Genomic DNA, 20,879 nt, shown 5'->3' on the forward strand with positions numbered 1-20,879 from the left:
TTCTGATTAATTATATATGCGGGAGAAAATAATGTTATCAGAAATGACTGTGTCTTATCGTAAGTCTGCTGCACTGTTTGCCTTTGTGGAAAGTAAGGCACCATTATATTTAACCACTCAAGAGGGTAAAACAGCGAAACACCTTGCTCAATTATGTCATGTTTCTGAGGATAGGTTTCATAGGCTGTTGAATTACATGCAAACACTCAATGTGTTAACAAAAAAAGAAGATAAATTTTATCTCACTGAGGAATGCTCAACTCTCAGTGATCCAAACAGCCTTGAGACATTACACATAAAACTCGAATTAAACCCAGCCATTTGGAATGCATGGTCACAATACAGCACATCTCTGAATGAAATGAGCGACAAACCGGCGTTTGAAATTCACAATCATCAATCATTTTTCGCTTATGCGGGTCATGAAAGTAATAAAAACTTCAAAGTGACTTTTGATGATTTTATGTCAAAAGCAACTGAGTCAAAGAGTGATCCAATTATTGAAAATATGCCTCTAGATGGCATTACTTCATTTATTGATATAGGTGGAGGTCTTGGCGCTTTAGCAAAAGATATAAAAACGCACTATCCCCATATCCAGTGTCACGTCATGGATTTGTATGATTTTGACAAAAAAGAATCTGAAGGTGTGACTTTAATCAACGGTGATTTTTTTGCTGATATTCCTTCAGGATACGATGCTTATTGTATAAAAAACGTATTGCATAACTGGCCAGATCAAAAAGCCGTTGACATTCTCAGAAATTGCCATAAAGCAATGAGAAAAGATTCTGTTTTATATATTATCGAGATGATTAAAGAGAAAAATAATGCGACTTCAGAATCTTTTGATTTATATATGGACGTCACAGTATCGGGTAAATCACGATATCGCTCAGAATTCGAATCAATAGCAGGACAAGCGGGCCTCACTATAACAAATGCATATAATCTTAATTTCTCCCTGACAGGAAGTCATCACTATATTATTGAAATGAAAAAATAAGCAGTCAATAACCCGAATTACGGATAGTGATCCGGGTTATTTTCCTTATTTACCCCTTTTCTACCTCTCACTACTATTCAGGAAAATAACATGCAACAAACATTAACCACTCAAACCTCTCGTCTCGAGCTGACTGAACGTATTATCACAGCCAAACTTGCAAAAAACCTCTCATGGGAAGACATTGCGCAGGGCACAGGGCTGAGTGTGACTTTTGTTACAGCGGCCTTACTTGGGCAACATTCATTACCGATGGAAGCGGCCAAAAAGGTTGTCGAACAATTGGGGCTGAAAGATGATGCGGTAAAACTTCTACAGGCAATTCCTATGCGGGGTTCAATCCCAACCGGAATACCGACTGACCCAACGATTTATCGCTTCTATGAAATATTACAAGTCTACGGAACAACCTTAAAAGCGTTAATTCATGAGCAATTTGGCGACGGTATTATTAGTGCAATTGACTTTAAATTAGATATCAGGAAAATCGAAGATCCCGCAGGCGGAAGCCGGGCTGTAATCACTCTGGACGGTAAATATTTACCGACAAAACCATTTTAATCATGTGAAACCCGTGTGCTGGTGGATGTTTTCCTGTGAGCGAAGAAGAGTTCGGGGTGATGAATGAGAAGACGTATATAATAAGAGATTCGGATCAGAAAGAGTCTTAAATCAACACTTTTAAATTATACCCTATGGATTTTGAGTTGCATCACTCCCCTACCAATGAGTATTCTTTATGACTGATTTTTTAACTGCGAACCAAATAGCCTGGGATAAACAAGCCGAAGAGCAGCATCCGTGGTCTGTTCCTGTTAGTTCCGAGACGGTTTCACAAGCCAAAAAAGGTGAATGGCAGGTTCATCTCACTCCGAAAGCGCTTCCCAAAGAGTGGCTTGGTGATATTAGCCAGAAACGTATCCTATGTCTGGCCTCAGCCGGAGGGCAGCAAGCGCCAATACTGGCGGCAGCCGGAGCTGAAGTCACTGTTTTTGATCTTTCCATAAAACAACTGGAGCAAGACAGAGTCGTTGCAGAAAGAGACGAACTCCGAATTGAGACTGTTCAGGGAGATATGCGGGATCTCAGTATATTCGCCGATGAAACATTTGATTTCATTTTTCACCCTATCTCTAATTTGTATATTCCCGATGTCAATCCTGTATGGCAAGAGTGTCACCGGGTTTTAAAAAGAAAAGGGAAATTATTAGCGAGCTTTTTCAACCCTGTCGTTTTTGTCGGAGAACGCAATCAAGAACATATGCAGCAAGGAATTATTAAGCCACTGTATAAAATGCCTTTTTCTGAAATGGATATTCTGACACCAGAACAAATAACTGATAAAAACCAGAAACAGGAAGCGTTTGTTTTCGGGCACTCTTTAACTGATTTAATTGGCGGGCAACTACGTGTTGGATTCCGGTTAATTGATTTTTATGAGGATTGGCAACCCCATCCCCGTTTTGTCATAGATCAGTATTTACCTACTTTTATGGCAACCCGCTCGATTAAAGATTAGCTTGCACACTGTGTGGTTACTTTATCCTATACACAAATCGGATGTTACGGGGTTAGGCAAGTAACCCACTTTTTGACTAAAAATATTTTTCCAGTTGTATTCGTACTTCGTTTTGATCATAGCTGTATATCCAGCTAGCATTACTACGATTATGTGTGTGGCGAAAGGTAATAGAAGGTCTCATCCCCAATATCTCAGCAACAGGAAATTTAACGGAGGCATTATAGATTTGTCCGCTATCTCTACGTCTGGCCCCCAGAAACCCGTTGTAAGCACCAAAATGTTGTTTTTTCAGTGTAGCAAACAACGAACCCTCAATGCCGGAATAATAGAGTGGCCCGGATATTCCCACGGTAGCTCCCCATTGGTGATAACTACTGACTAATTGTTTATTCGTCCTATAGCTCCAGTTAGTCCCGCCAAACAAGGTAACATCGTGGGCTATGGCATGAGAGAGCATGAAATTAGATAAGAAAATATCACCGTTTTTCCAGTGAAAACGAGGCTGATAACTGAATCGTTCGTGCTCAAGGAAAGTACTGAAAATAGTTCGATCGGTGAGTGCCCATTGCCAGTCTAATTGGGTTCCGACCGCGTTGTATTCGGGACGACCGGCATCTAATCTATATTCGAACAAAGGCGCAATGGATAAATCATGGTTTCTGTTTTTAAAATTGTAGCCAGCGATCAGCGAGAATACATTTTCATTCCCATCATGATATTGAGGATAAAACTCACCATCAAACATTCCACGACCAAAAATACCATGATGACCAACAAGCTGGTAACGACGGCTTAATGTACCATTATAAGCGTTTCCCAATGCCTTGATCCTTTTTGGTGCCTCCATTTTAACAATACATTCATTGCCTTCACATTTATCGTCTAATATATATACGTATTTTGATCTTCTTGAAGACATATTGATATTATCGTCATAGACAGAACTGAGTGAAAATGAACTGCGCCAGCGGTCTCTTTGTTCTATGGCTTTTATATATCCGTCAATATTTTTCAGCACAATCTTCGGCAACTGTTTCTGTTTACTTAATTCCTCCATTAACTGCTTAGCTTCCCTATTTTTCTGATCCTCAAAATAAACACGGGCCAACTCCAGTTTAATTCGGGTGAGATCGGGTTTTTGACGTAAGATTTCTTGATAGAGGGAAGCGGCTAAGGCCAAATTTCCTTCATTACGGGCCAATCCACCCTGAGCAAAATTAATCAATACAGCGTCATGCCCCGATAACTTTTGATAAGCCGCCAAAAAGCGTTTTACATCTGACCATTGCTGATAGTTAATAGTCAGATACAGAGCCTGAGAAATATCTTTAAGATTATTTTCAACCTTAAATTTTTGCCCATCAATGACAATTGATGAAATATCATCCTTTGGCAAAATCGCATTTGATATATTACTGGCGTAGCCTGTTGAGAAAAATAATTGTGTCAGTAGTAACGTAAACAATACAGGCATATTTATATTAAAAATCATAGAGATAATCTCCATTTGCAGAATTCATCTTCCGAAAAGAAATAATGATATTAGGCCGTTATAAGAAGATGAAATGGAGGAGATAAGAGAAGATAACAGTGTTAAGAACACTGTTATCCTGTAAGACTAATCACTACTGTTTAGAGCCCCCAAAAGCAGTATCTTTTCTGCTGTCGCTATCAAAGTGGGTTTGCCCTGCTATAACAGAAGCACCATCACCAAAGAATCTTCCGGAAGTGATACCATCGATACTACCATTGGCTTTGGCTTTACCTGAAAAGCTAGCATCTTGTTGATTAATATCAGCATGGATATCTATATTGGTGGAGTTATTTTTGAATGAACCATCCATTTTTTGGCTATCAAAATCAGCGGTTGCCTTACCATGAAGGAGATTACTACCATCATATTGATTTATACCGGTAATGCTGTAGGTAGCTTTGCCACTTTTTGGCATATTGGTTGTAACATCTTTACCCGCATAAAAAACGGTGTGGGTTTTGTTTGCCTCCTCTCCCGTTCCGTGTGCCCATTCACCGAAGTAAACTTCCGTATCGGGAATTTGCACTATATCAATCTTATGGTGACCACTCATGGGTGTTTCAAACTCATAGACGCCATTATGATCGAGTTTTGCCCAGTTTTTCAGGTTAGATGCAGAGAAAAGCTGACCGTTCAGAACTGAAGAGATACCAAGAGCTGGCTCACCGTCTTTTTCTCCGATAACCAAATGTGGATCAGTTTTTGTTTGGCTTATACCGTATCCAACTTTTGCATGAGCCTGTGTTATTAACCCCAAGGTGCCAATTGCTATAATAAATATATTAACAATTTTCATCAATAACCTCACTAAGTATAAAGAATATAGTTTTATCCATTAATAAATAGCCAGTTTTATTTTCCATTCCGAATAAATTACACTTAGAAAATATTAATGTTAATGAAAAATAACATTACGTTAACAGTTGGTTAATGATTTTATTTTTGCTGGGAGTTGGACGATTACAAAGTGGTATAGCAAACTTCATTATTGCTGCTTTACAAAAGTGTTAATGATGAGGGATATTTTTGCGAAGCATGGAAAAAAGCTGTTGCTCTGTCTTGCACAAAGACAAACCACCTTCAGTGTGTACTTTCACCAGCCACGGCTGTACCAATCCAGCCTGCTCAAGCTGAGTTTTTTGCAGGAACACGGTTTCAGTGCTGCCGGAACTGATCATTTCTCCATTTGCCAGCACATATAAGCCATCGCAGATTTGATAAATTAAATCTATATCGTGACTGGAAATAATGATCCTTTTACCTTCAGCAGCAATAGTGTGGATAATATCTAACATTTGTTGGCGACCTGCCGGATCAAGCCCTGCGGTTGGTTCATCCAGCAATAAATAATCAGCATCCATAACCAGCGCACCCGCAATAGCAACTCTTTTTTTCTGACCAAAACTCAGGTATTGAATTGGCTTATTGCGAAAAGTGTGTGCATCTACCTGTGTCAGTGCATATTCTATCCGGCGCTGAATTTCAGTTTCATCAACACCCAGATTACGCAAACTAAAAGCAAGATCGCTGTTGATATCGGTATAAAAAATTTGTTGGTTGGGGTCCTGAAAAACTGTCACAACACGCTGGCGCAGAGCCATCAGACCTTTTTTACTGTAATCCAGCGGTGTGTTATTCCACCAGACTGCGCCTTTTTGTGGGCGCAGAATACCGGAAAGATTCATAAATAAGGTGGATTTGCCACAGCCATTTGCACCAATAATGCCAGTAACCTGAAAGCGACTGAAATCAAGTGTGAGATCTTTTAAGACCGGATCATCCTGATAGCTGAAAGACAGTGCCCGAGTTTCTAACATATTATTTCACCTTACTTTATGGTTTTCTTATTGTTAAATGGAAATTCCCCTGATATAGCTTAAGTTCCAATGCCACGCTCATTTGCTGATAACGGTTCATTACCCGCACAAATAACATACTGATTAGCATTGCCAGTGAGTGGTAACTCGTTCGCAAAGTGCGGTAACCGAACCGTAATGATTGCGCATGATGAATTGCGGCTGCTTCCTCTACAAAGATAAAAATAAAACGCCATGTCAGCAGGAGTTGTTCGATTAGCAAATGAGGAACACGGCAAAATTTCAGTAATCTGATTATCTGTTCAAAGGGCATATTCATCATGAACCAGAATGTTGCAGATAGCGCAGCAAGGCTGCGCCAGAGAGTTTGATTAGCTATCTGAATTCCATGCGTATCAATACCAAGCCAATATTGCCCGATACGAAATCCCCACAGCATTTTTTCCGGCTGCATACCAACGGACAACACAATCGCAATCAGGCCGAATACCAAAAAACTGCAAGGAATTAACAGCCATTTCAAATAACGCAGCAGGCTGATCCGCAATAGATAGCAGCTAAGCATCACAAGCCCGACCAACAACACGGCCTGCCCCAATGGCGAAAGCACCATTGCCAGAGTCATGAACAGGAGATACAGGGCGAATTTCGCCCTGGGATCTTTATCACGCCAGCGGCTCTGGTAACTGAGTTTATCTATTCCGATCATGATCTTTCCGATTACGGTGATAGTAACCAAAAATGTAGAAAATCACGGCAGTACCCAGGCTTCCCTGTAAAGTAAACAACAGGCTTTCAATCTCACCACTGGCAGGTTCATAGAGGGACTCAAACCACGGTGTATAATCCGGCGCTATTTCCATAATCTGGGCTTCTGCCTGTCCATCTGCTCCACCGAATTCCCCGCCATGCTCAATGAAAAACGGGATAATGCACAGTGCTGCAACGAGGGACAGTAATATCAAGGTCTTTTTCATTTGTTGTTCTCCTCAGAAACTGCGGGCCTGAATTAATTGTCTTTTTACCAACTGGTCGTAAATCAGTACGGTTAGTAACCCTTCAGCCACGGCAATGGGAAGTTGAGTTATGCAGAAAATACCCATGAATTTAAGGATCGCCGCCCCCATACCGAGTTGCGGATCAGGAAAAGCAACACCCAACTGAATGGAGGTAATGGCGTAAGTGACAATATCAGCGACAAAAGCACACAAAAAGACGCTAATATCTTTGCGCATTCCCATCTTGCAGGAGAAACGCCAGATCAAATACCCGGCCAGTGGGCCAATAACTGCCATTGACATTCCGTTAGCACCCAGCGTTGTGATACCGCCATGTGCCAGCAATAACGCCTGAAACAACAAGACAATTGCACCCAGTATCGCCACAACAGAAGGGCCAAATAGAATCACCGCCAGCGCCACGCCGGTAGGATGTGAGCAACTTCCGGTAACCGAAGGAATTTTCAGGGCTGAAAGGACAAAAATAAATGCGCCACACAGTGCCAGCAGCACTTTCTGATTCCCCTCATCCTGCACAATCTGGCGTAACTTTACCAACCCGACCGCCAGACAAGGCAGAAAAGCCAGCCACCAGCCAATCGCCCACATGGGGGGCAAAAACCCCTCCATGACATGCATAGCAAAAACTTCCTGCGGTGCCATCACCAACAACAGTGCGATAATTGCACTCAATAACGTAGAGTTCGTCAGTTTCTGTTGCATAACTCACCTCGATAATTGCCAGTTTTTATTAATTAAAATCGTTGAAAAATAAGATAATTCCTGTCTGCAATCTTTTTCACTGAACGGCAGTGTGGTGAGATCGCGCCAGCATTGTTCATCCGGCAATGTGGCATCAGCCATCATCAATGCATGTTCCAGAAGATTGTGACGTTGTAACAAGTTACGGATCAGGGGGAAACGTGAATAGACTTTCATCAGGACAAGGCAATCGTGATTAAGCAATGCCTGTTCTAAAGTGGTTTCAGAAGCAGTACAGGAAATAACAGCCAATGTCTGGTTTTCCATTGCCAATGGCATCGTACTGGCGGCGGCAATGGCAGAAAATGAAGTTATTCCCGGCACAATTTCCAGCCACGGCGGAATGGCCATCTGCGTCGATACCAGACGCTGTAAAAGGAATACCCATGTGCTGAACAGCATAGGATCACCCAAAGTGATAAAACCGACTTTTCTGCCACTGAACACTTCTTCTTGCAATGAGTGAGCGACTTCATCCCACACTGCGTTTTTAGCGTCTATATCGGCTTTCATTAAAAAGTGGTAAGTGAAAACTTTGGTTTCCGCCAAAAGATATTCTTCAATAATTGAGTGAGCGAGGCTTTTGGTTCCTTTTTTGCCCGTTGGGGTATAGATCACATCAAGTTCAGCAAGAATGCGGGCTGCCCGTACCGTAATCAGATCACTGGCTCCCGGCCCCACGCCAATAACATACAGTCTCCCCATATTATCCGACGATTTTTTATCCATCAGGCTTTCTCCTGACAGTTCAGCGCACAAGTAAGGTGGTCGACAAACATCTGCCGAATTTTCGGATTTTCTCCCAATCCCTGTAGCCAGGGGATTGCGGCTATTCCGGCCTTTTCCAGCTGTGATTTCCACGAACCGTCTTCACTTGAAGCCATGTCATTGATGGCATGATCTCCGGCCACCAGCATCAATGGCATCAGATATACTTTGCGGATCCGTTGCTCTTTTAATCCTTTTATAATCAAGGGAAGTTCCGGATAACTTTCAACCGCACCTACCCGTGCCGGAAAGTGATAATGATTCATCAGATGGTCAAGACAGGCGTAAGCAGAAAAAGCATGGTGTTCTGTGCCATGTCCCATAAAGACGACACGTTCGTTTTCCGTCAGTACAGGAAGCTGGTGGTGTAATGCCCGCATCAGTTGCAGATAATCATCAAAATGGCTGAGTAACGGAGCGCCAAGCACTAATCGTCTAAAGCGAGGACGAAATTTTTCAACTTCATGTAACACCTTTTCATATTCATCGCCCTTGATAATATGCAAACACTGAACAGCAACATCGTTATAACCGGCGTGGTGTAATCTGGTTAACGCATCATGCGGGTTATCAATGTGAATATCATCGCGCTGGCGCAATTTGCGAATGATCATACCGGAGGTGAATGCCCTGAAGAGTTCCCTGTCCGGAAATACAGATGCCAGTTGTTGTTCACAGGCTTCAATATTATTTTTCAGTGTTTCGTGATAACTGGTTCCGAAACTGATCACCAATAGTGCTTTTTTCATTTCGTTTTTCCTTATTGGTTTATTTTAATTTGCCAACAAGCACGCCATCTCTTCTAATCCATGAATCTGAGTGATCCCCTCGCCTTCAAATTGTTGTTCCGGGCGACAAAGCACAATGCAGGGCAGCCCAAGAGAAAGACACGGTTCCACTTTTTCCCTGAAACCTCCTTGCTCACCCGACTCTTTGGTAATCACAACATCCGCCCGGCAAAATTGGTAAAAAGCCCGATTAAAATCAGCACTGAACGGGCCTTTCAGGGCAAAAATCTGATCGACAGATAAGCCACAGGATTCACATATTTTCAACACTTCTGCGGTTGGTAAGACTCGGGCCAGTACCGTTTTCTCTTTCAGGTACGTCATATAATCGGCCAGCTGTTTACTGCCGGTTGTCAGCAAAATCCGTGTACCCAGCCTGACCGCTGTTTCACATGCCTGTTTGATGGTTGTGACTTTATGAATAAGCGGGTTCTCGACAGCATCAATATCGCTGGGTCGGATATAACGAATAAGAGGAATACCTAACTTTCGGCAGGCGCTGACAATATTCTGGCTCAGCCGTTCAGCATAGGGATGCGAGGCATCAATCACCCTTTCCATTTCCCGCTTTTTCAGATAATCCACCATCTGTTCCGCTTCCATTCTGCCGGTAATTATTTCGCCACGGATCCCCGTCGCCTGTTGTACGCCTGCGGAAGTCGCCACTGACAGGCAGTAATTGATGCCGACAGTATCCATCATCTGACAAATCTGGCGGGCATCGCTGGTTCCGCCAAAAATGAGAGTCGCTGGCCGTTTCATAACCGGTATCCCCTTGGTGTGATCATCAGCCCGTCACGTACATATGTTGACTGATTACCCACTATCACCAGACTGCGCATATCAACACGGGAGAAATCCATTGAGCCAAAAGTGGTCAGCCATTTATCTTCATGTTTACGTCCTGCTGCTTTCACGACTCCCACAGGCGTATCTGTTGATTTCCACGGTTCCATCAGGGCAAATGCCCGGGCCAGATGTTCTTCCCGTTCACGGCTGCGCGGATTATAGAAACAGATGACAAAATCGGCTTCTGCCGCCGCCTTCACCCGTTTTTCGATCAATTCCCACGGCGTCAGCAGATCACTCAGGCTGATATGACAAAAATCATGCATTAACGGCGCCCCCAGCAAAGCAGCACAGGCGGTACTTGCCGTCACTCCAGCCACCAGCCTGACTTCTACATTACGTTTTTGCTGGCTGACCAGTTCCAGAATCAGACCGGCCATGCCATAAATACCCGCATCACCACTGCAAACCACCGCCACATTTTTACCCTGTTCTGCCAGCTCAATAGCGGTCTGACAACGTTCTATCTCCTTACACATGCCAGTTTTAATAATTTCCTTGTCACCAACCAACGGTTTCACTAAATGGGTGTAGGTTTTATAACCCACCACGATATCAGCGGCTTTTAGTGCCATTATCGCTTCCTGCGTCATCATGACTTCGCTACCGGGACCAATTCCAATGACAGTTAACATGGACTCAATACTCCTAATGTGATGGTGACACCTTGCTCTCGCAGAGTATGGCCAACCAAGTGCCCTTTACTCATTAGCCAGGCCACAGGCTGGGAGACACTGCCGATGCCTACCGTTTTCCGGACAAATTCAGACGTGGGAAATACTTGCTCATAGTGGGAAAGCTGATTAACAGAAAAAGTCTGGAATGGAATTTGATGCTGCTGGCTTAATTGGATTAACGCTGGCTCGTCTTTTTTCAATTCAATACTGCCGATAGCTTTCAGTGCCAGTGGTTCAAGGTTGAGTTCCAACAGATGGCGTTCTAAGAGTTCGGCGCATTGCTCAGGTTCTACTCCTAACCGGCAACCTATTCCTGCCACAATACGGCGAGGAATTAATTTAAATACAGGGATTGCCAGCATTAGATTAGTTCGCTCATAACTGACATATACCAAAGCATCCAGCTCAGGGCGTTCTTCCAGAGAATCAACGGGAATGAACCCACGTATATCGTAGCGATTTTTTTCATCACTCAAATCAGGGTGAAACCAAATTCCAACCCGTTTACCGTTAACCAGCATTTGATTAACGGTTTTAACGCTCTCCCGGAAATTCTCCATTCTTCCATCTAATTGTTGGGATAAGAGATCCAGCGCTGCGACCTGATTGACATCCGTTGCAGTCGTAATGACAGCCTGACCATCAAGGATATCGGCAATCTGCTGTGCCAGTTTATTTGCTCCTCCCATATGCCCTGACAATAAACTGATAGCAAACTGCCCTTTTTCATCCAGCACGATAACCGCCGGATCAGTCATTTTATCCCGGAGTAAAGGCGCAATAACCCGAATGGCGATCCCCGTTGCACCAACCATGATCAGTGCGCTATATCGTGTGAATACTTTGCGTACCGTATTGGAAAAACTGCCGTCAAATGTGAAAAAACCACTTTCCACCAGCTCAGGAGAGGTAAAGCAATCTATCGCTAAATAGGACTGCAAACGACGAGCCAGTGCGATGCCTCCCGCTGTCAGACAAAACAAGGCATATTTGTTATCAGGTGCGACTGCATTAAGTGACGTTGTCACTCCATCTGTTATAGTGTCAGCAATCATTATGTCAGGCGCTACGGTATTCATGGCTGAACCTCGCATCGTACAGTTTTGAATAGTGGTACTCTTGCCCAAGAAAAGCGCCCACCAGAATCAGAGCCGTTTTACGAATACCGGCACTGCGGACCTGTTCAGTAATGGTTTCCAGTGTTCCACGCACAATCTGTGAATCAGGCCACGTTGCCTTATAAACCACAGCAACCGGTGTTTCCTGTTCATAACCTCCCTGAATTAACCGTGCAACAACCTCCCTGATGTTCTGTACCGAAAGAAAAATCGCCATTGAGGTTTGATGAGCAGCAAAGGCTTCCAGTGTCTCCTGCGGGGGCATTGGTGTTCTGCCTTCCATACGGGTAATAATTAAACTCTGGGCAACTTCAGGGACGGTGTACTCCACGCCCAATTGCGCGGCGGCACCAAGAAATGAACTCACGCCGGGAACAGAGATAAAACTGATCCCGTGGTTTTTCAGCTCTTCTGCCTGTTCACGAATAGAGCCAAACAGCGATAAATCTCCCGTTTGCAGACGAACCACCAATTTTTTCCCTTTCACGCCATTCACCATTAATTCGGTGATCTCTGATAGCGTTAATCCGGCACTGTCATGGCATTCAGCATCGGGTCGGCAGTAATCCAAAAGCTCGTGATTAACCAGTGATCCGGCATAAATCACTATCTGGGCCTGACGTAATAATTGATATCCCTTTAGGGTAATCAGACTCTTATCTCCCGGCCCCGCACCAACAAACCAGACTTTTTCAGTGTCAAAGCTGACGTTATCCATTCTGTACCTCCTGATCAGAACTCTTCAGGCAGGACAATAGATAAGTCGGATTGTTAGGCCTGAAATAATGCCCCTGTCCTAATGCTGTCAGTTCTCCCACCTGAATTTCACGCCCGTCCAGCTCTGCTACCGGACACGCTCCCAAATAGGACAATGCCTGTGTGAAGTTTTCTAACAGAATGAAAGTCATGACCAAACGCCCGCCTGAATTCAGGTTGAGCAACGTCCAGTCAATAATTTCGGTCAGATGGCCACCCGTTCCGCCAATGAAAATAGCATCTGCACTGATTTCCAGTGGCACAGGGGCTACCCCCGATTGAATACGGACCTTATGGCAGGAAAAATGCTGAACATTTTCAGCCAGTAGCAGTAATGCATCTTCTTTGCGCTCAATGGCGATAATATCCAGTGCGGGATAACGCAGTGCCGCTTCAATACTGACGCTGCCAGTGCCTGCACCGACATCAATAAAATGTCGGGCGTTTTCCAGTTGCAAACGTTCCAGTGCCAGCGCTCTAACCACTTCTTTGGTCATTGGAATGCGATGACCACGCAAAAACAGTTCATCTTTCATAGAAATCACCATTCAGGATAATCACGACATTCAGGCCATAATGAATGTCGCCACGTTGCGCGATCTGCTCTGCTGTCAGGCAACGAATGTGTTCATGTTTGTGGGATAAGTTTTCACCAATCACCATGTAACGATGTTGCCCTCGCGCCAGAATTTCCTGGGCAATCTGGTAAGGGCCAATAACGTTATCCGTCACCATGGCGATTTTTTCGTGTTGGAGTAACCAGTCAAAATCCGGCTTGCGACCGTGACTGCTGGTGAGATAAATGTCATTCATATCCAGCAAAATTTGCGCGCACAAATACTGGACTGAACTGATACCGGGGATAATGCGGATATTTTTTCTACTATGATGCTGTTCATCAGCATCTGGTTCTTTTGTAGTAAAAGATAGCTTTGAGAAATGCTGGCTAATCCGTTTACCGATGCCATAGAAAAGAGGATCACCTGAAGCCAGTACAACAACTTTGCGATGCTGATTCTGTTCCAGCCACTGCATTAACGTATCCATATCAGCATTCACAGGATGGGTTTCACCATCGAAGTAAGGAAATTCGGCAAGATGACGTTTTCCTCCAACCAGAACATCGGCCTGACTGATAACATCCAGCGCAGACAATGTCTGATTTTCTAAAGCACCCGGGCCAACGCCTACAACCGTGATCATCGGCCGCCCTCCATAAAATCCTGCACTATCTGGTCTACAGGCCGGTTACAGCCTAATATCTGATTATCAAAGGAGAACAAAATGGCGTCACACTGTGGCTTGCTCTTGGCGAAACGCAGCATTTGGTCGATACGCCAACATATCTTCTGCGCTATCTGCTGGTACACTCCCTGCCAGCCCTGTTCAGCAATCAATTCAATGGCTGCTTCAGTGGTATCACACTGATCCACGGCCTGAATCAGTTCGAAAGGAGCTCCCATTAAAGCCAGACTGGCAATCAGAGTTTCCATGCGTCCATCGGCAATATGGCTGTGAGTATGAAAAATACCTGCGGCAATTTTCACTAATTTGCCGACATGCCCGACCAGCACGATATGGCGGAATTCCAAACGTACTGCTTCCTGTAACATGTAACCGACAAAGTTACTCATGGTGACGACATAGCTGGCATCAATACCCAGCTGCTGGCTGACAAAACGCTCTCCATGATTGCCCGGCACAAAAATAATGCTATCCAACCCACTGGCCCGTTTCGTTTCTAACTCCAGCGCCAGTGAACGTTTCCAGCTCTCTTCTGACATCGGAGTTACAATGCCTGTTGTGCCGATAATCGAAATTCCGCCCTTAATTCCCAATCGGTCGTTATAAGTTTGCTTCGCTCGCTCCTCACCTTCAGGTGCAAAAATGATGATATCTGCCCCTCGATTCGGACCGATTACCTCCCGTACCGTCTCTTCTATGGTCTGGCGCGGGGTTTTATTGATTGCCGCCCAGCCTATAGGTAACCCGACCCCCACCCGCGTTACCCTGCCAATACCGTCACCGCCATCCAGTGTGATAACACCGCTGTCGTTCAGGGATACCCGGGCAAAAATCAGCATTCCGTGAGTTGCGTCTACGTCATCACCGCCATCTTTGCGGATAGCCGCGACAGCTTGATCACCTTCAATCAAGGGTTGTTCAATATTCAAAGCCAGAGTGATGCCGGAAGGTGTGACAATTGAAACCTGATGGATAATCTGCTGACGCAGGATCATTAACGCAGCAACCTTTGCCGCAGCGGTCGCACAAGAGCCGGTAGTATAGCCTTTACGATACTGCTTTCCTCTGTGCCAGACTGTACCGAGTTCAATGAGATCATTCATGGCTCACCTCTGGCATCCGGTACAGAATCGCGTTGATTATCGCAGCTGCAATATTGCTGCCTCCTTTACGGCCTTTTGCTGCAATACAGCTTATTCCGCTCTGGATCAGGGCATTTTTTGATTCTTCTGCCCCAACAAACCCAACCGGTACACCGACGACAGCAATGGGTGCAACTTGATGTTCCATCAAACGAAACAAGGCTGTCGGAGCATTGCCAAAGATAAAAATCTTCTCTCCCGGTTCTTGCAGAGCCAGATCGACAGCCGCCATCGAACGCGTAATTTGCTGCGCTTTTGCCATGTGCATAGTACGACAATCGCTGACATAACAACGGCATTTGCTTCCATACTGAGCCAGACGGGTTTTGTTGATGCCGGACAGTACCATAGTTGTATCGGTGTATAGCGTACAGCCACGCAATATACCGTTACGAATAAGATGAAAAACATCAGGGGAAAAATAGAGAAGATTAAGCCAGTCAAAATCAGCAGTGGTATGAATGACCCGTTTGATGACCGCTTCCTGCTCTTCATCGACAAAATGAAAATCAGGATATGACTCGAAAATAATCCGGCTGATGATATCGAAACTATTTTTTTCAATCTGTTGGGGCTGTCGGATGTAATCACTCATGTTATTCCCTCCTTATATCATCACGCTGAACAGACTATACAGCAGGGCAAAAAGCAGAAGCGCCATGACTGATGCTACTTGCATTATTCGAACAGACTGAGGTATATCCTCTGGTGTGACTTCGCGCTTTGCATCACCAATCCACGGCTTTTCAACCAGCTGGTTAAAGTAAACATTCGGCCCACCCAAGAGGATACCTAATGCCCCTGCCATCGTTGCCTCTGACCAGCCGCTATTCGGGCTGCTGTGCTGGTAGCGGTCACGCCAGCCAATGCGCAATGCCTGACGAAAATCCTGCCCCTGCCATTTTGCGGCCATTGCCAGCAGGAGCCATCCAAGACGCGCAGGTAACCAATTCGCGACATCATCCATACGGGCTGAAAACATTCCTATTGCCTGATAACGGGGAGTTTTATATCCCACCATTGAATCAAGGGTATTGATTGCCTTATAAGCCATAGCAAGTGGAGCGCCGCCAAGCATTAAGAAGAATAAGGGAGCAATAACGCCGTCTACGCTGTTTTCAGCCACGGTTTCAATCACAGCGCAGCTGATTTGTGGTGGTTGTAATTGAGAAGTGTCACGACCAACAATTTTGGCAAGTTCCTGTCGGCTGATATTCAAATTATTGTGATCTGTAGCTTCCTTACACAATGCCTGATAAACCGCATTTGCTGCATCGCTCAGGCTGCGCCCTGCCAGCATGGTATAAATCAGCCAGATTTCTGCTACACATCCCAGCCAGAACATAAGCCCATAGGCCAGTTGTAAAAACCAATAGCTCGCCAGCCAAGTACTTCCCACAACGACAAGCCATAGCAACACACCGCCCCATTTCAGGCTGGTTTCGGTCTGACAAACCCGACGAATAAATTGCTCAGACCGGCTGATAAGCCGCCCTATCCAGCGCACGGGATGAGGCCAATGAAGAGGGTCGCCTAACTTCATATCCAGAATAAAAGCGGAGAACCACAATAACACGGTCATAACAGCCTCCGTGCCAGCATTAACCAGCGATGGAGCAAATGAGGCCGTTGGGCAAAATGGATATGCAGATAACCCGCCAGTGTATTGCCATTCAGGTAACTGCCCTGCCAGCTTTTCTGGATTTTCTCTGAGGCTTCTCTAGTGTGTGTTTTCTTAATGCATTGAAAAACGGCAGGCTGAGTCGTAATAAAATCTGAGTAATGAAATTCATGCCCACGCAACGTTTCTCCCTTCGCAATTAAAGGCGTATCGCACATTGCCGTGGCTTCGCAGTAACCAAAGCGTTTCAGGTGATCACCCATCCGGCTTTCACCAGAAATCAGCCCCACCATGCTATGCCTCACACCATCCGCATCAATCAGGGCATCACCGAGATACATCAATCCCCCGCATTCTGCATAAATCGGAATACCTTTCTGGTGTGCCTGACGTAATGCTGTATGCATGGTGTAGTTGGCAGCTAAAGTACGGGCATAAATTTCAGGATATCCTCCCCCCAGATAAACCATCTGACATTCAGGAAGTTGGTGATCATGCAGAGGGCTGAAACGTTTGATAGATACACCGGCCTTTTCCAATAACAACAGGTTATCCGGGTAATAAAAGTGAAAGGCTTCGTCTTCTGCCAGTGCCAGCGTTAACCCCCGCCCTAGAGTAGGATCAACCAAAGAACCTATATCGCCTTTTGGCAGCGAAGATAGCCGGGTTAAATCCAGCAACTTATCCAAATCTATCGAGTCTGCAACCTGCTGAGCAAGACGGGACCAGCGTTCAGCAGGTTGATCTCGCTGTTCTTGTGCTGGGAGCAGCCCTAAATGACGGGAGGGCAGTGTCACTTCAGGCATAACGGGAAGCCGCCCCAAAACGGGAATACCGGAGTAATTTTCAATTGCCTGTTTTAAAAGCTGAAAATGACTATCCCGATTAACGCGATTAATCAGTACACCTGCAATATTCACTGCCGGATCAAAGAGCTGAAATCCCATCACTGTTGCAGCAATCGAGGTGGAAACAGCCTTACCATCCACCACCAAAATTACCGGACAACCCAGTTGCTTTGCCATCGCTGCACTGCTGCAATAGTCAGGATCTGTGCCATAACCATCATACAGCCCCATCACGCCTTCAATGACGGCAACATCGTAATCGGCTATAGCTTCGTTAAATAAACCGTTCAGGATAGGTTCCGGGAGCATAAAAGCATCAAGATTCCGTGAAGCAACCCCCGTTACCGCACAATGCCATCCTCCATCCAGATAATCAGGCCCGATTTTAAACGGTTGTACCCGTAATTTTCGGTTTATCAAGGATCGCATAATGCCCAACGTTACCGTTGTCTTACCACATCCGCTGCCTGTACCTGCGATAACAAAAGCATATTTCTGTTGCATGTGCTGACCCCAAAACATATAAATTCTGATTTGATATTAAAATCAGATTTAGTTTTTAAGACTTTCTTAGTTTTAATCTTGTATTAGTAATAGGATGTTAAATTCATGCATTCCTAATCATTGACATATATCAAACAAAATGATTTTTAATTAACCCGTCATATAACAATTAATATTCCATTAATAATTTTAATGACAACCTATAATGATTATTTATAGTGAGATAAAATAAAAAACAATACATAACAACAATGAAATAGCAATGAAAACCAGTAGCGCATTGACATTCTATAGTTTAAGCAAAGACCCCATTTATCTTTAATTAAATTAACTTCACATAAAACACCTTAATTTAAAACGATAACATCTAATCTGAAAAATATTCATTATCAAAAAATACAAAAGTTGATTTGAATCAATTTCAGTTGTTCAGCGTTTCAGTAATAATTATCAACATATTTATATTGTGTATAGTAAAAACCCTGAGATAAAGAAAAATATAATTCCATTATATTTTACATCCATAGAGGTCATATCATGAATAAAGGATGTGTATGGTTAGTCGGTGCAGGTCCCGGCGATGTGGGTTTAATTACGGTCAAGGGATTACATTGCATTCAATCTGCGGATGTCATTGTTCATGATCGTCTCGTTAATCCTGAACTTATTGCTCAAATACCCGATTACTGCGAAATTATTAATGTTGGTAAAGAACATGATTATCACCCTATTCCACAGGAGGCGATTAACGAAATTCTGGTACAACATGCTCTGGACGGAAAACGAGTCGTGCGCTTAAAAGGCGGCGATCCTTATGTTTTCGGTCGTGGAGGAGAAGAAGCAGAAATTCTGGCACAACATGGTATTAAATTTGAAATTGTTCCGGGGATCAGTTCCTCAATTGGCGGATTAGCCTATGCAGGGATCCCGGTCACTCACCGTAATTACGCATCCGGTTTTCATATAGTGACCGGGCACACCTCTCAGGAAGACAAACAACAAAACTGGAAAATACTTGCTCAGCTGGAAGGCACTCTGATCATTTTGATGGGAATGACCCGCCTGACAGATATCTGTCAGCAATTAGTTCAGCATGGTAAACCCGCGACAACGCCAGCGGCAGTGGTTATGTATGCCAGCCATCCGAAACAGGAAAGCGTTATCGGCACACTGGAAACACTGGCGGCAAAGGCAGAAGAAAAGGAACTTCATGCTCCTGCTCTGATTGTGATCGGTGATGTGGTTAATTTAAGTGAAATGCTGGCCTTCTCTCCCTCTTATCTGAATCTTTCTTCGCTTTGCCCTGCACTGGAAGATTCTATTGACGGAGTAATACCATGAGTGAACATGGCGGCAATATTATCGGCATTTCTCAGCAATATGGTCTTTCAGCCGATGCACTCATTGATTTTAGTGCAAATATTAATCCGCTAGGCCCGCCGGAAAGCGTTAATACGTTGATAAAGAATAGCCTGACCGATATTGAGAAATATCCCGATGTGGAATATCGCTATTTACATCAGGCAATAGCAAAAGCGCATAAATGCGATGAGGCAAAGGTTATTGCAGGCAACGGTGCAACAGAGCTGATTTATGCCATTGTCCGTTATCTTAATCCCAGACTCGCTTTACTTCTTACACCGGGGTTTGCCGAATATCGACGGGCTTTGCAGCAAATCGGAACAAAAATCATCGATTATCCATTAACAGAAGAAACCGGATTTCAGCCTGATTTGCGTCTACTGGATATGCTTGCTGTAATTAAACCCGATTGTTTGTTTATTGCCACGCCCAATAACCCCACGGGGTTAATGCCGGATAATCAAGTTATACAGGCGCTGGTGGAATATTGCGAGAAAAACGGAATTTCACTGATTGTCGATGAATCCTTTATTGATTTTTTACCTGATAATCGAGGATTGATCCCACAAATTTCGGCCACAAAACATCTCTATATATTGCGTTCAATGACAAAATTTTTTGCTATTCCCGGCCTACGTTTAGGTTATTTAATCAGCGGAAATACAACCGTTATTGCAGAGATGAAAAACAGACGTGAGCCGTGGTCAATTAACGCCTTTGCCGCAAAAGTCGGTGAAATTTTATTTGATGAGCATGACTATATTGCTGCGACACATCAGTGGCTGAAATCACAGCGATATTATTTATGGAACCAGCTTTCAGCCTTTTCTGAACTGACAGTCTGGCCGCCATCAGCCAATTTTTTATTTTTTCGCTGTGAGCGACCTGAGATTGATCTGTGGCATGCCTTACTGAAACATCAGTTGCTAATCCGTCATTGTAAAAATTATGCTGGACTAGATAACCGTTACTATCGAATAGCCGTACGCAGTGAGTGGGAAAATCAGCGCTTAATTACCGCCATGGAGCAAATCTTTTCTTCACGGAGCGCCTCAATCAGGTGATAAGTGATAAAGTCCGCTTTGCTACGGCAATATTTATCACTATCATTATTGCAGACTTTAACTATTTGTTTTTTAAGCTCCCCATATTTTTTCGCAATATTAGAGTGTTTCTTTAAATAATCACGAAAAGCCAAATGATCTACAATACGTGGATTGCCGACTTCAAAAGCATGTATGTGGTGAGTCCGGTTATTGCCCCCTTTCTGGAAATATCGCCTTCCTGCGATACCATTTTCCCCTTTTGCTTTATAACCATGAAGAAACATAATATCTGAACAACTGTCCAGTAAGTTAATATCATTCACTTCAACTAAAATATCGATAATTGGTTTTGCAGCAAGATGTTCAACACTAGTACTACCTATATGATGAATCTTAGATATATTTTTATTCAGTATGCTAATTAACAAATCAGCTTCTTTTTGATACAGAACGGGCCACTGAGGATTGCAATCAACGACTTCAAGTATTCTTTTACGCATATGTATCTCATCAGTA

General features: G+C 44.0%; 24 protein-coding genes. 5 read left to right on the top strand and 19 right to left on the bottom strand.

The features are described from left to right. The first annotated feature begins 31 nt into the window (after nt 1–31). The 3 genes from AACS90_RS06010 to AACS90_RS06020 all read left to right on the top strand — a co-directional run bounded on the left by AACS90_RS06010 (nt 32) and on the right by AACS90_RS06020 (nt 2,525). Entirely contained in the window at nt 32–1,006 is a 975-nt protein-coding gene (locus AACS90_RS06010) for a methyltransferase (protein WP_193757204.1), read from the top strand. A gap of 90 nt (nt 1,007–1,096) precedes the next feature. Then, on the top strand, nt 1,097–1,567 hold the full coding sequence (cynS, locus tag AACS90_RS06015) for a cyanase (protein WP_099122110.1): 471 nt from the start codon (nt 1,097–1,099) through the stop codon (nt 1,565–1,567). Between the two features lie 178 nt (nt 1,568–1,745). Then, entirely contained in the window at nt 1,746–2,525 is a 780-nt protein-coding gene (locus AACS90_RS06020) for a class I SAM-dependent methyltransferase (protein WP_099122111.1), read from the top strand. A 76-nt stretch (nt 2,526–2,601) separates the two neighbouring features. Here the strand turns inward: AACS90_RS06020 and AACS90_RS06025 are convergent, their stop codons facing one another. The 18 genes from AACS90_RS06025 to AACS90_RS06110 form a co-directional block, all read right to left on the bottom strand. Continuing rightward, on the bottom strand, nt 2,602–4,020 hold the full coding sequence (locus AACS90_RS06025) for a porin family protein (RefSeq protein WP_193757205.1): 1,419 nt from the start codon (nt 4,018–4,020) through the stop codon (nt 2,602–2,604). A 133-nt stretch (nt 4,021–4,153) separates the two neighbouring features. Beyond that, nucleotides 4,154–4,858 (bottom strand): Slam-dependent surface lipoprotein, encoded by a 705-nt coding sequence (locus AACS90_RS06030; protein WP_099122113.1) that lies wholly within the window; start codon nt 4,856–4,858, stop codon nt 4,154–4,156. 211 nt (nt 4,859–5,069) lie between these two features. Beyond that, on the bottom strand, nt 5,070–5,879 hold the full coding sequence (locus AACS90_RS06035) for an ATP-binding cassette domain-containing protein (protein WP_099122114.1): 810 nt from the start codon (nt 5,877–5,879) through the stop codon (nt 5,070–5,072). A gap of 16 nt (nt 5,880–5,895) precedes the next feature. Next, nucleotides 5,896–6,588 (bottom strand): energy-coupling factor ABC transporter transmembrane protein, encoded by a 693-nt coding sequence (locus tag AACS90_RS06040; RefSeq protein ID WP_099122115.1) that lies wholly within the window; start codon nt 6,586–6,588, stop codon nt 5,896–5,898. Beyond that, nucleotides 6,572–6,856 (bottom strand): energy-coupling factor ABC transporter substrate-binding protein, encoded by a 285-nt coding sequence (locus AACS90_RS06045; protein ID WP_099110259.1) that lies wholly within the window; start codon nt 6,854–6,856, stop codon nt 6,572–6,574. The genes AACS90_RS06040 and AACS90_RS06045 overlap by 17 nt, the downstream gene beginning before the upstream one ends. Nucleotides 6,857–6,868: 12 nt before the next feature. Beyond that, on the bottom strand, nt 6,869–7,600 hold the full coding sequence (locus AACS90_RS06050) for an energy-coupling factor ABC transporter permease (RefSeq protein WP_099122116.1): 732 nt from the start codon (nt 7,598–7,600) through the stop codon (nt 6,869–6,871). 3 nt (nt 7,601–7,603) lie between these two features. Continuing rightward, complete coding sequence (locus AACS90_RS06055; RefSeq protein ID WP_193757206.1) at nt 7,604–8,368, bottom strand: cobalt-factor II C(20)-methyltransferase; 765 nt, start codon at nt 8,366–8,368, stop codon at nt 7,604–7,606. Then, a complete protein-coding gene (gene cbiK, locus AACS90_RS06060) occupies nt 8,368–9,156 on the bottom strand; it encodes a sirohydrochlorin cobaltochelatase (protein WP_099122117.1) in 789 nt (262 codons plus the stop codon). The genes AACS90_RS06055 and cbiK overlap by 1 nt, the downstream gene beginning before the upstream one ends. Before the next feature lie 24 nt (nt 9,157–9,180). Continuing rightward, nucleotides 9,181–9,957: a cobalt-precorrin-6A reductase gene (locus AACS90_RS06065; protein WP_099122118.1), complete on the bottom strand. Its 777-nt coding sequence runs from the start codon at nt 9,955–9,957 to the stop codon at nt 9,181–9,183. Further along, nucleotides 9,954–10,679, bottom strand: coding sequence for a precorrin-3B C(17)-methyltransferase (locus AACS90_RS06070; protein WP_099122119.1), 726 nt, complete (start codon nt 10,677–10,679; stop codon nt 9,954–9,956). Before AACS90_RS06070 ends, AACS90_RS06065 begins: the two co-directional genes overlap by 4 nt. Further along, nucleotides 10,673–11,776, bottom strand: a complete 1,104-nt coding sequence (gene cbiG, locus AACS90_RS06075; RefSeq protein WP_099122143.1) for a cobalt-precorrin 5A hydrolase — start codon at nt 11,774–11,776, stop codon at nt 10,673–10,675. The genes AACS90_RS06070 and cbiG overlap by 7 nt, the downstream gene beginning before the upstream one ends. A gap of 4 nt (nt 11,777–11,780) precedes the next feature. Then, the gene (locus AACS90_RS06080; RefSeq protein ID WP_099122120.1) at nt 11,781–12,557 is read right to left on the bottom strand and encodes a cobalt-precorrin-4 methyltransferase; all 777 of its coding nucleotides are present in this window, start codon (nt 12,555–12,557) and stop codon (nt 11,781–11,783) included. Then, the gene (locus tag AACS90_RS06085; protein WP_099122121.1) at nt 12,550–13,131 is read right to left on the bottom strand and encodes a decarboxylating cobalt-precorrin-6B (C(15))-methyltransferase; all 582 of its coding nucleotides are present in this window, start codon (nt 13,129–13,131) and stop codon (nt 12,550–12,552) included. Before AACS90_RS06085 ends, AACS90_RS06080 begins: the two co-directional genes overlap by 8 nt. Next, nucleotides 13,121–13,798 carry an SAM-dependent methyltransferase gene (locus AACS90_RS06090; RefSeq protein ID WP_099122122.1) on the bottom strand — a complete coding sequence of 226 codons (678 nt, stop codon included), beginning with the start codon at nt 13,796–13,798 and terminating at the stop codon, nt 13,121–13,123. Before AACS90_RS06090 ends, AACS90_RS06085 begins: the two co-directional genes overlap by 11 nt. After that, entirely contained in the window at nt 13,795–14,943 is a 1,149-nt protein-coding gene (gene cbiD, locus AACS90_RS06095) for a cobalt-precorrin-5B (C(1))-methyltransferase CbiD (protein WP_099122123.1), read from the bottom strand. The genes AACS90_RS06090 and cbiD overlap by 4 nt, the downstream gene beginning before the upstream one ends. Next, on the bottom strand, nt 14,936–15,577 hold the full coding sequence (locus AACS90_RS06100; protein WP_099122124.1) for a cobalt-precorrin-8 methylmutase: 642 nt from the start codon (nt 15,575–15,577) through the stop codon (nt 14,936–14,938). The genes cbiD and AACS90_RS06100 overlap by 8 nt, the downstream gene beginning before the upstream one ends. A gap of 12 nt (nt 15,578–15,589) precedes the next feature. Then, complete coding sequence (gene cbiB, locus AACS90_RS06105; RefSeq protein WP_099122125.1) at nt 15,590–16,564, bottom strand: adenosylcobinamide-phosphate synthase CbiB; 975 nt, start codon at nt 16,562–16,564, stop codon at nt 15,590–15,592. Next, complete coding sequence (locus tag AACS90_RS06110) at nt 16,561–17,955, bottom strand: cobyrinate a,c-diamide synthase (protein WP_099122126.1); 1,395 nt, start codon at nt 17,953–17,955, stop codon at nt 16,561–16,563. Before AACS90_RS06110 ends, cbiB begins: the two co-directional genes overlap by 4 nt. Before the next feature lie 537 nt (nt 17,956–18,492). Between AACS90_RS06110 and cobA the strand changes: the two genes are divergently transcribed. Both cobA and cobD read left to right on the top strand, forming a co-directional pair. Further along, nucleotides 18,493–19,296 carry a uroporphyrinogen-III C-methyltransferase gene (cobA, locus tag AACS90_RS06115; RefSeq protein WP_099122127.1) on the top strand — a complete coding sequence of 268 codons (804 nt, stop codon included), beginning with the start codon at nt 18,493–18,495 and terminating at the stop codon, nt 19,294–19,296. Beyond that, nucleotides 19,293–20,381 carry a threonine-phosphate decarboxylase CobD gene (gene cobD, locus AACS90_RS06120; RefSeq protein ID WP_099122128.1) on the top strand — a complete coding sequence of 363 codons (1,089 nt, stop codon included), beginning with the start codon at nt 19,293–19,295 and terminating at the stop codon, nt 20,379–20,381. The genes cobA and cobD overlap by 4 nt, the downstream gene beginning before the upstream one ends. Here cobD and AACS90_RS06125 read toward each other — a convergent pair. Further along, nucleotides 20,321–20,863, bottom strand: coding sequence for a GrpB family protein (locus tag AACS90_RS06125; protein ID WP_099122129.1), 543 nt, complete (start codon nt 20,861–20,863; stop codon nt 20,321–20,323). The genes cobD and AACS90_RS06125 overlap by 61 nt on opposite strands. Between the last annotated feature and the right edge of the window lie 16 nt (nt 20,864–20,879).

This window comes from Xenorhabdus sp. KK7.4, from assembly GCF_963876465.1.
GTDB lineage: Bacteria > Pseudomonadota > Gammaproteobacteria > Enterobacterales > Enterobacteriaceae > Xenorhabdus > Xenorhabdus stockiae.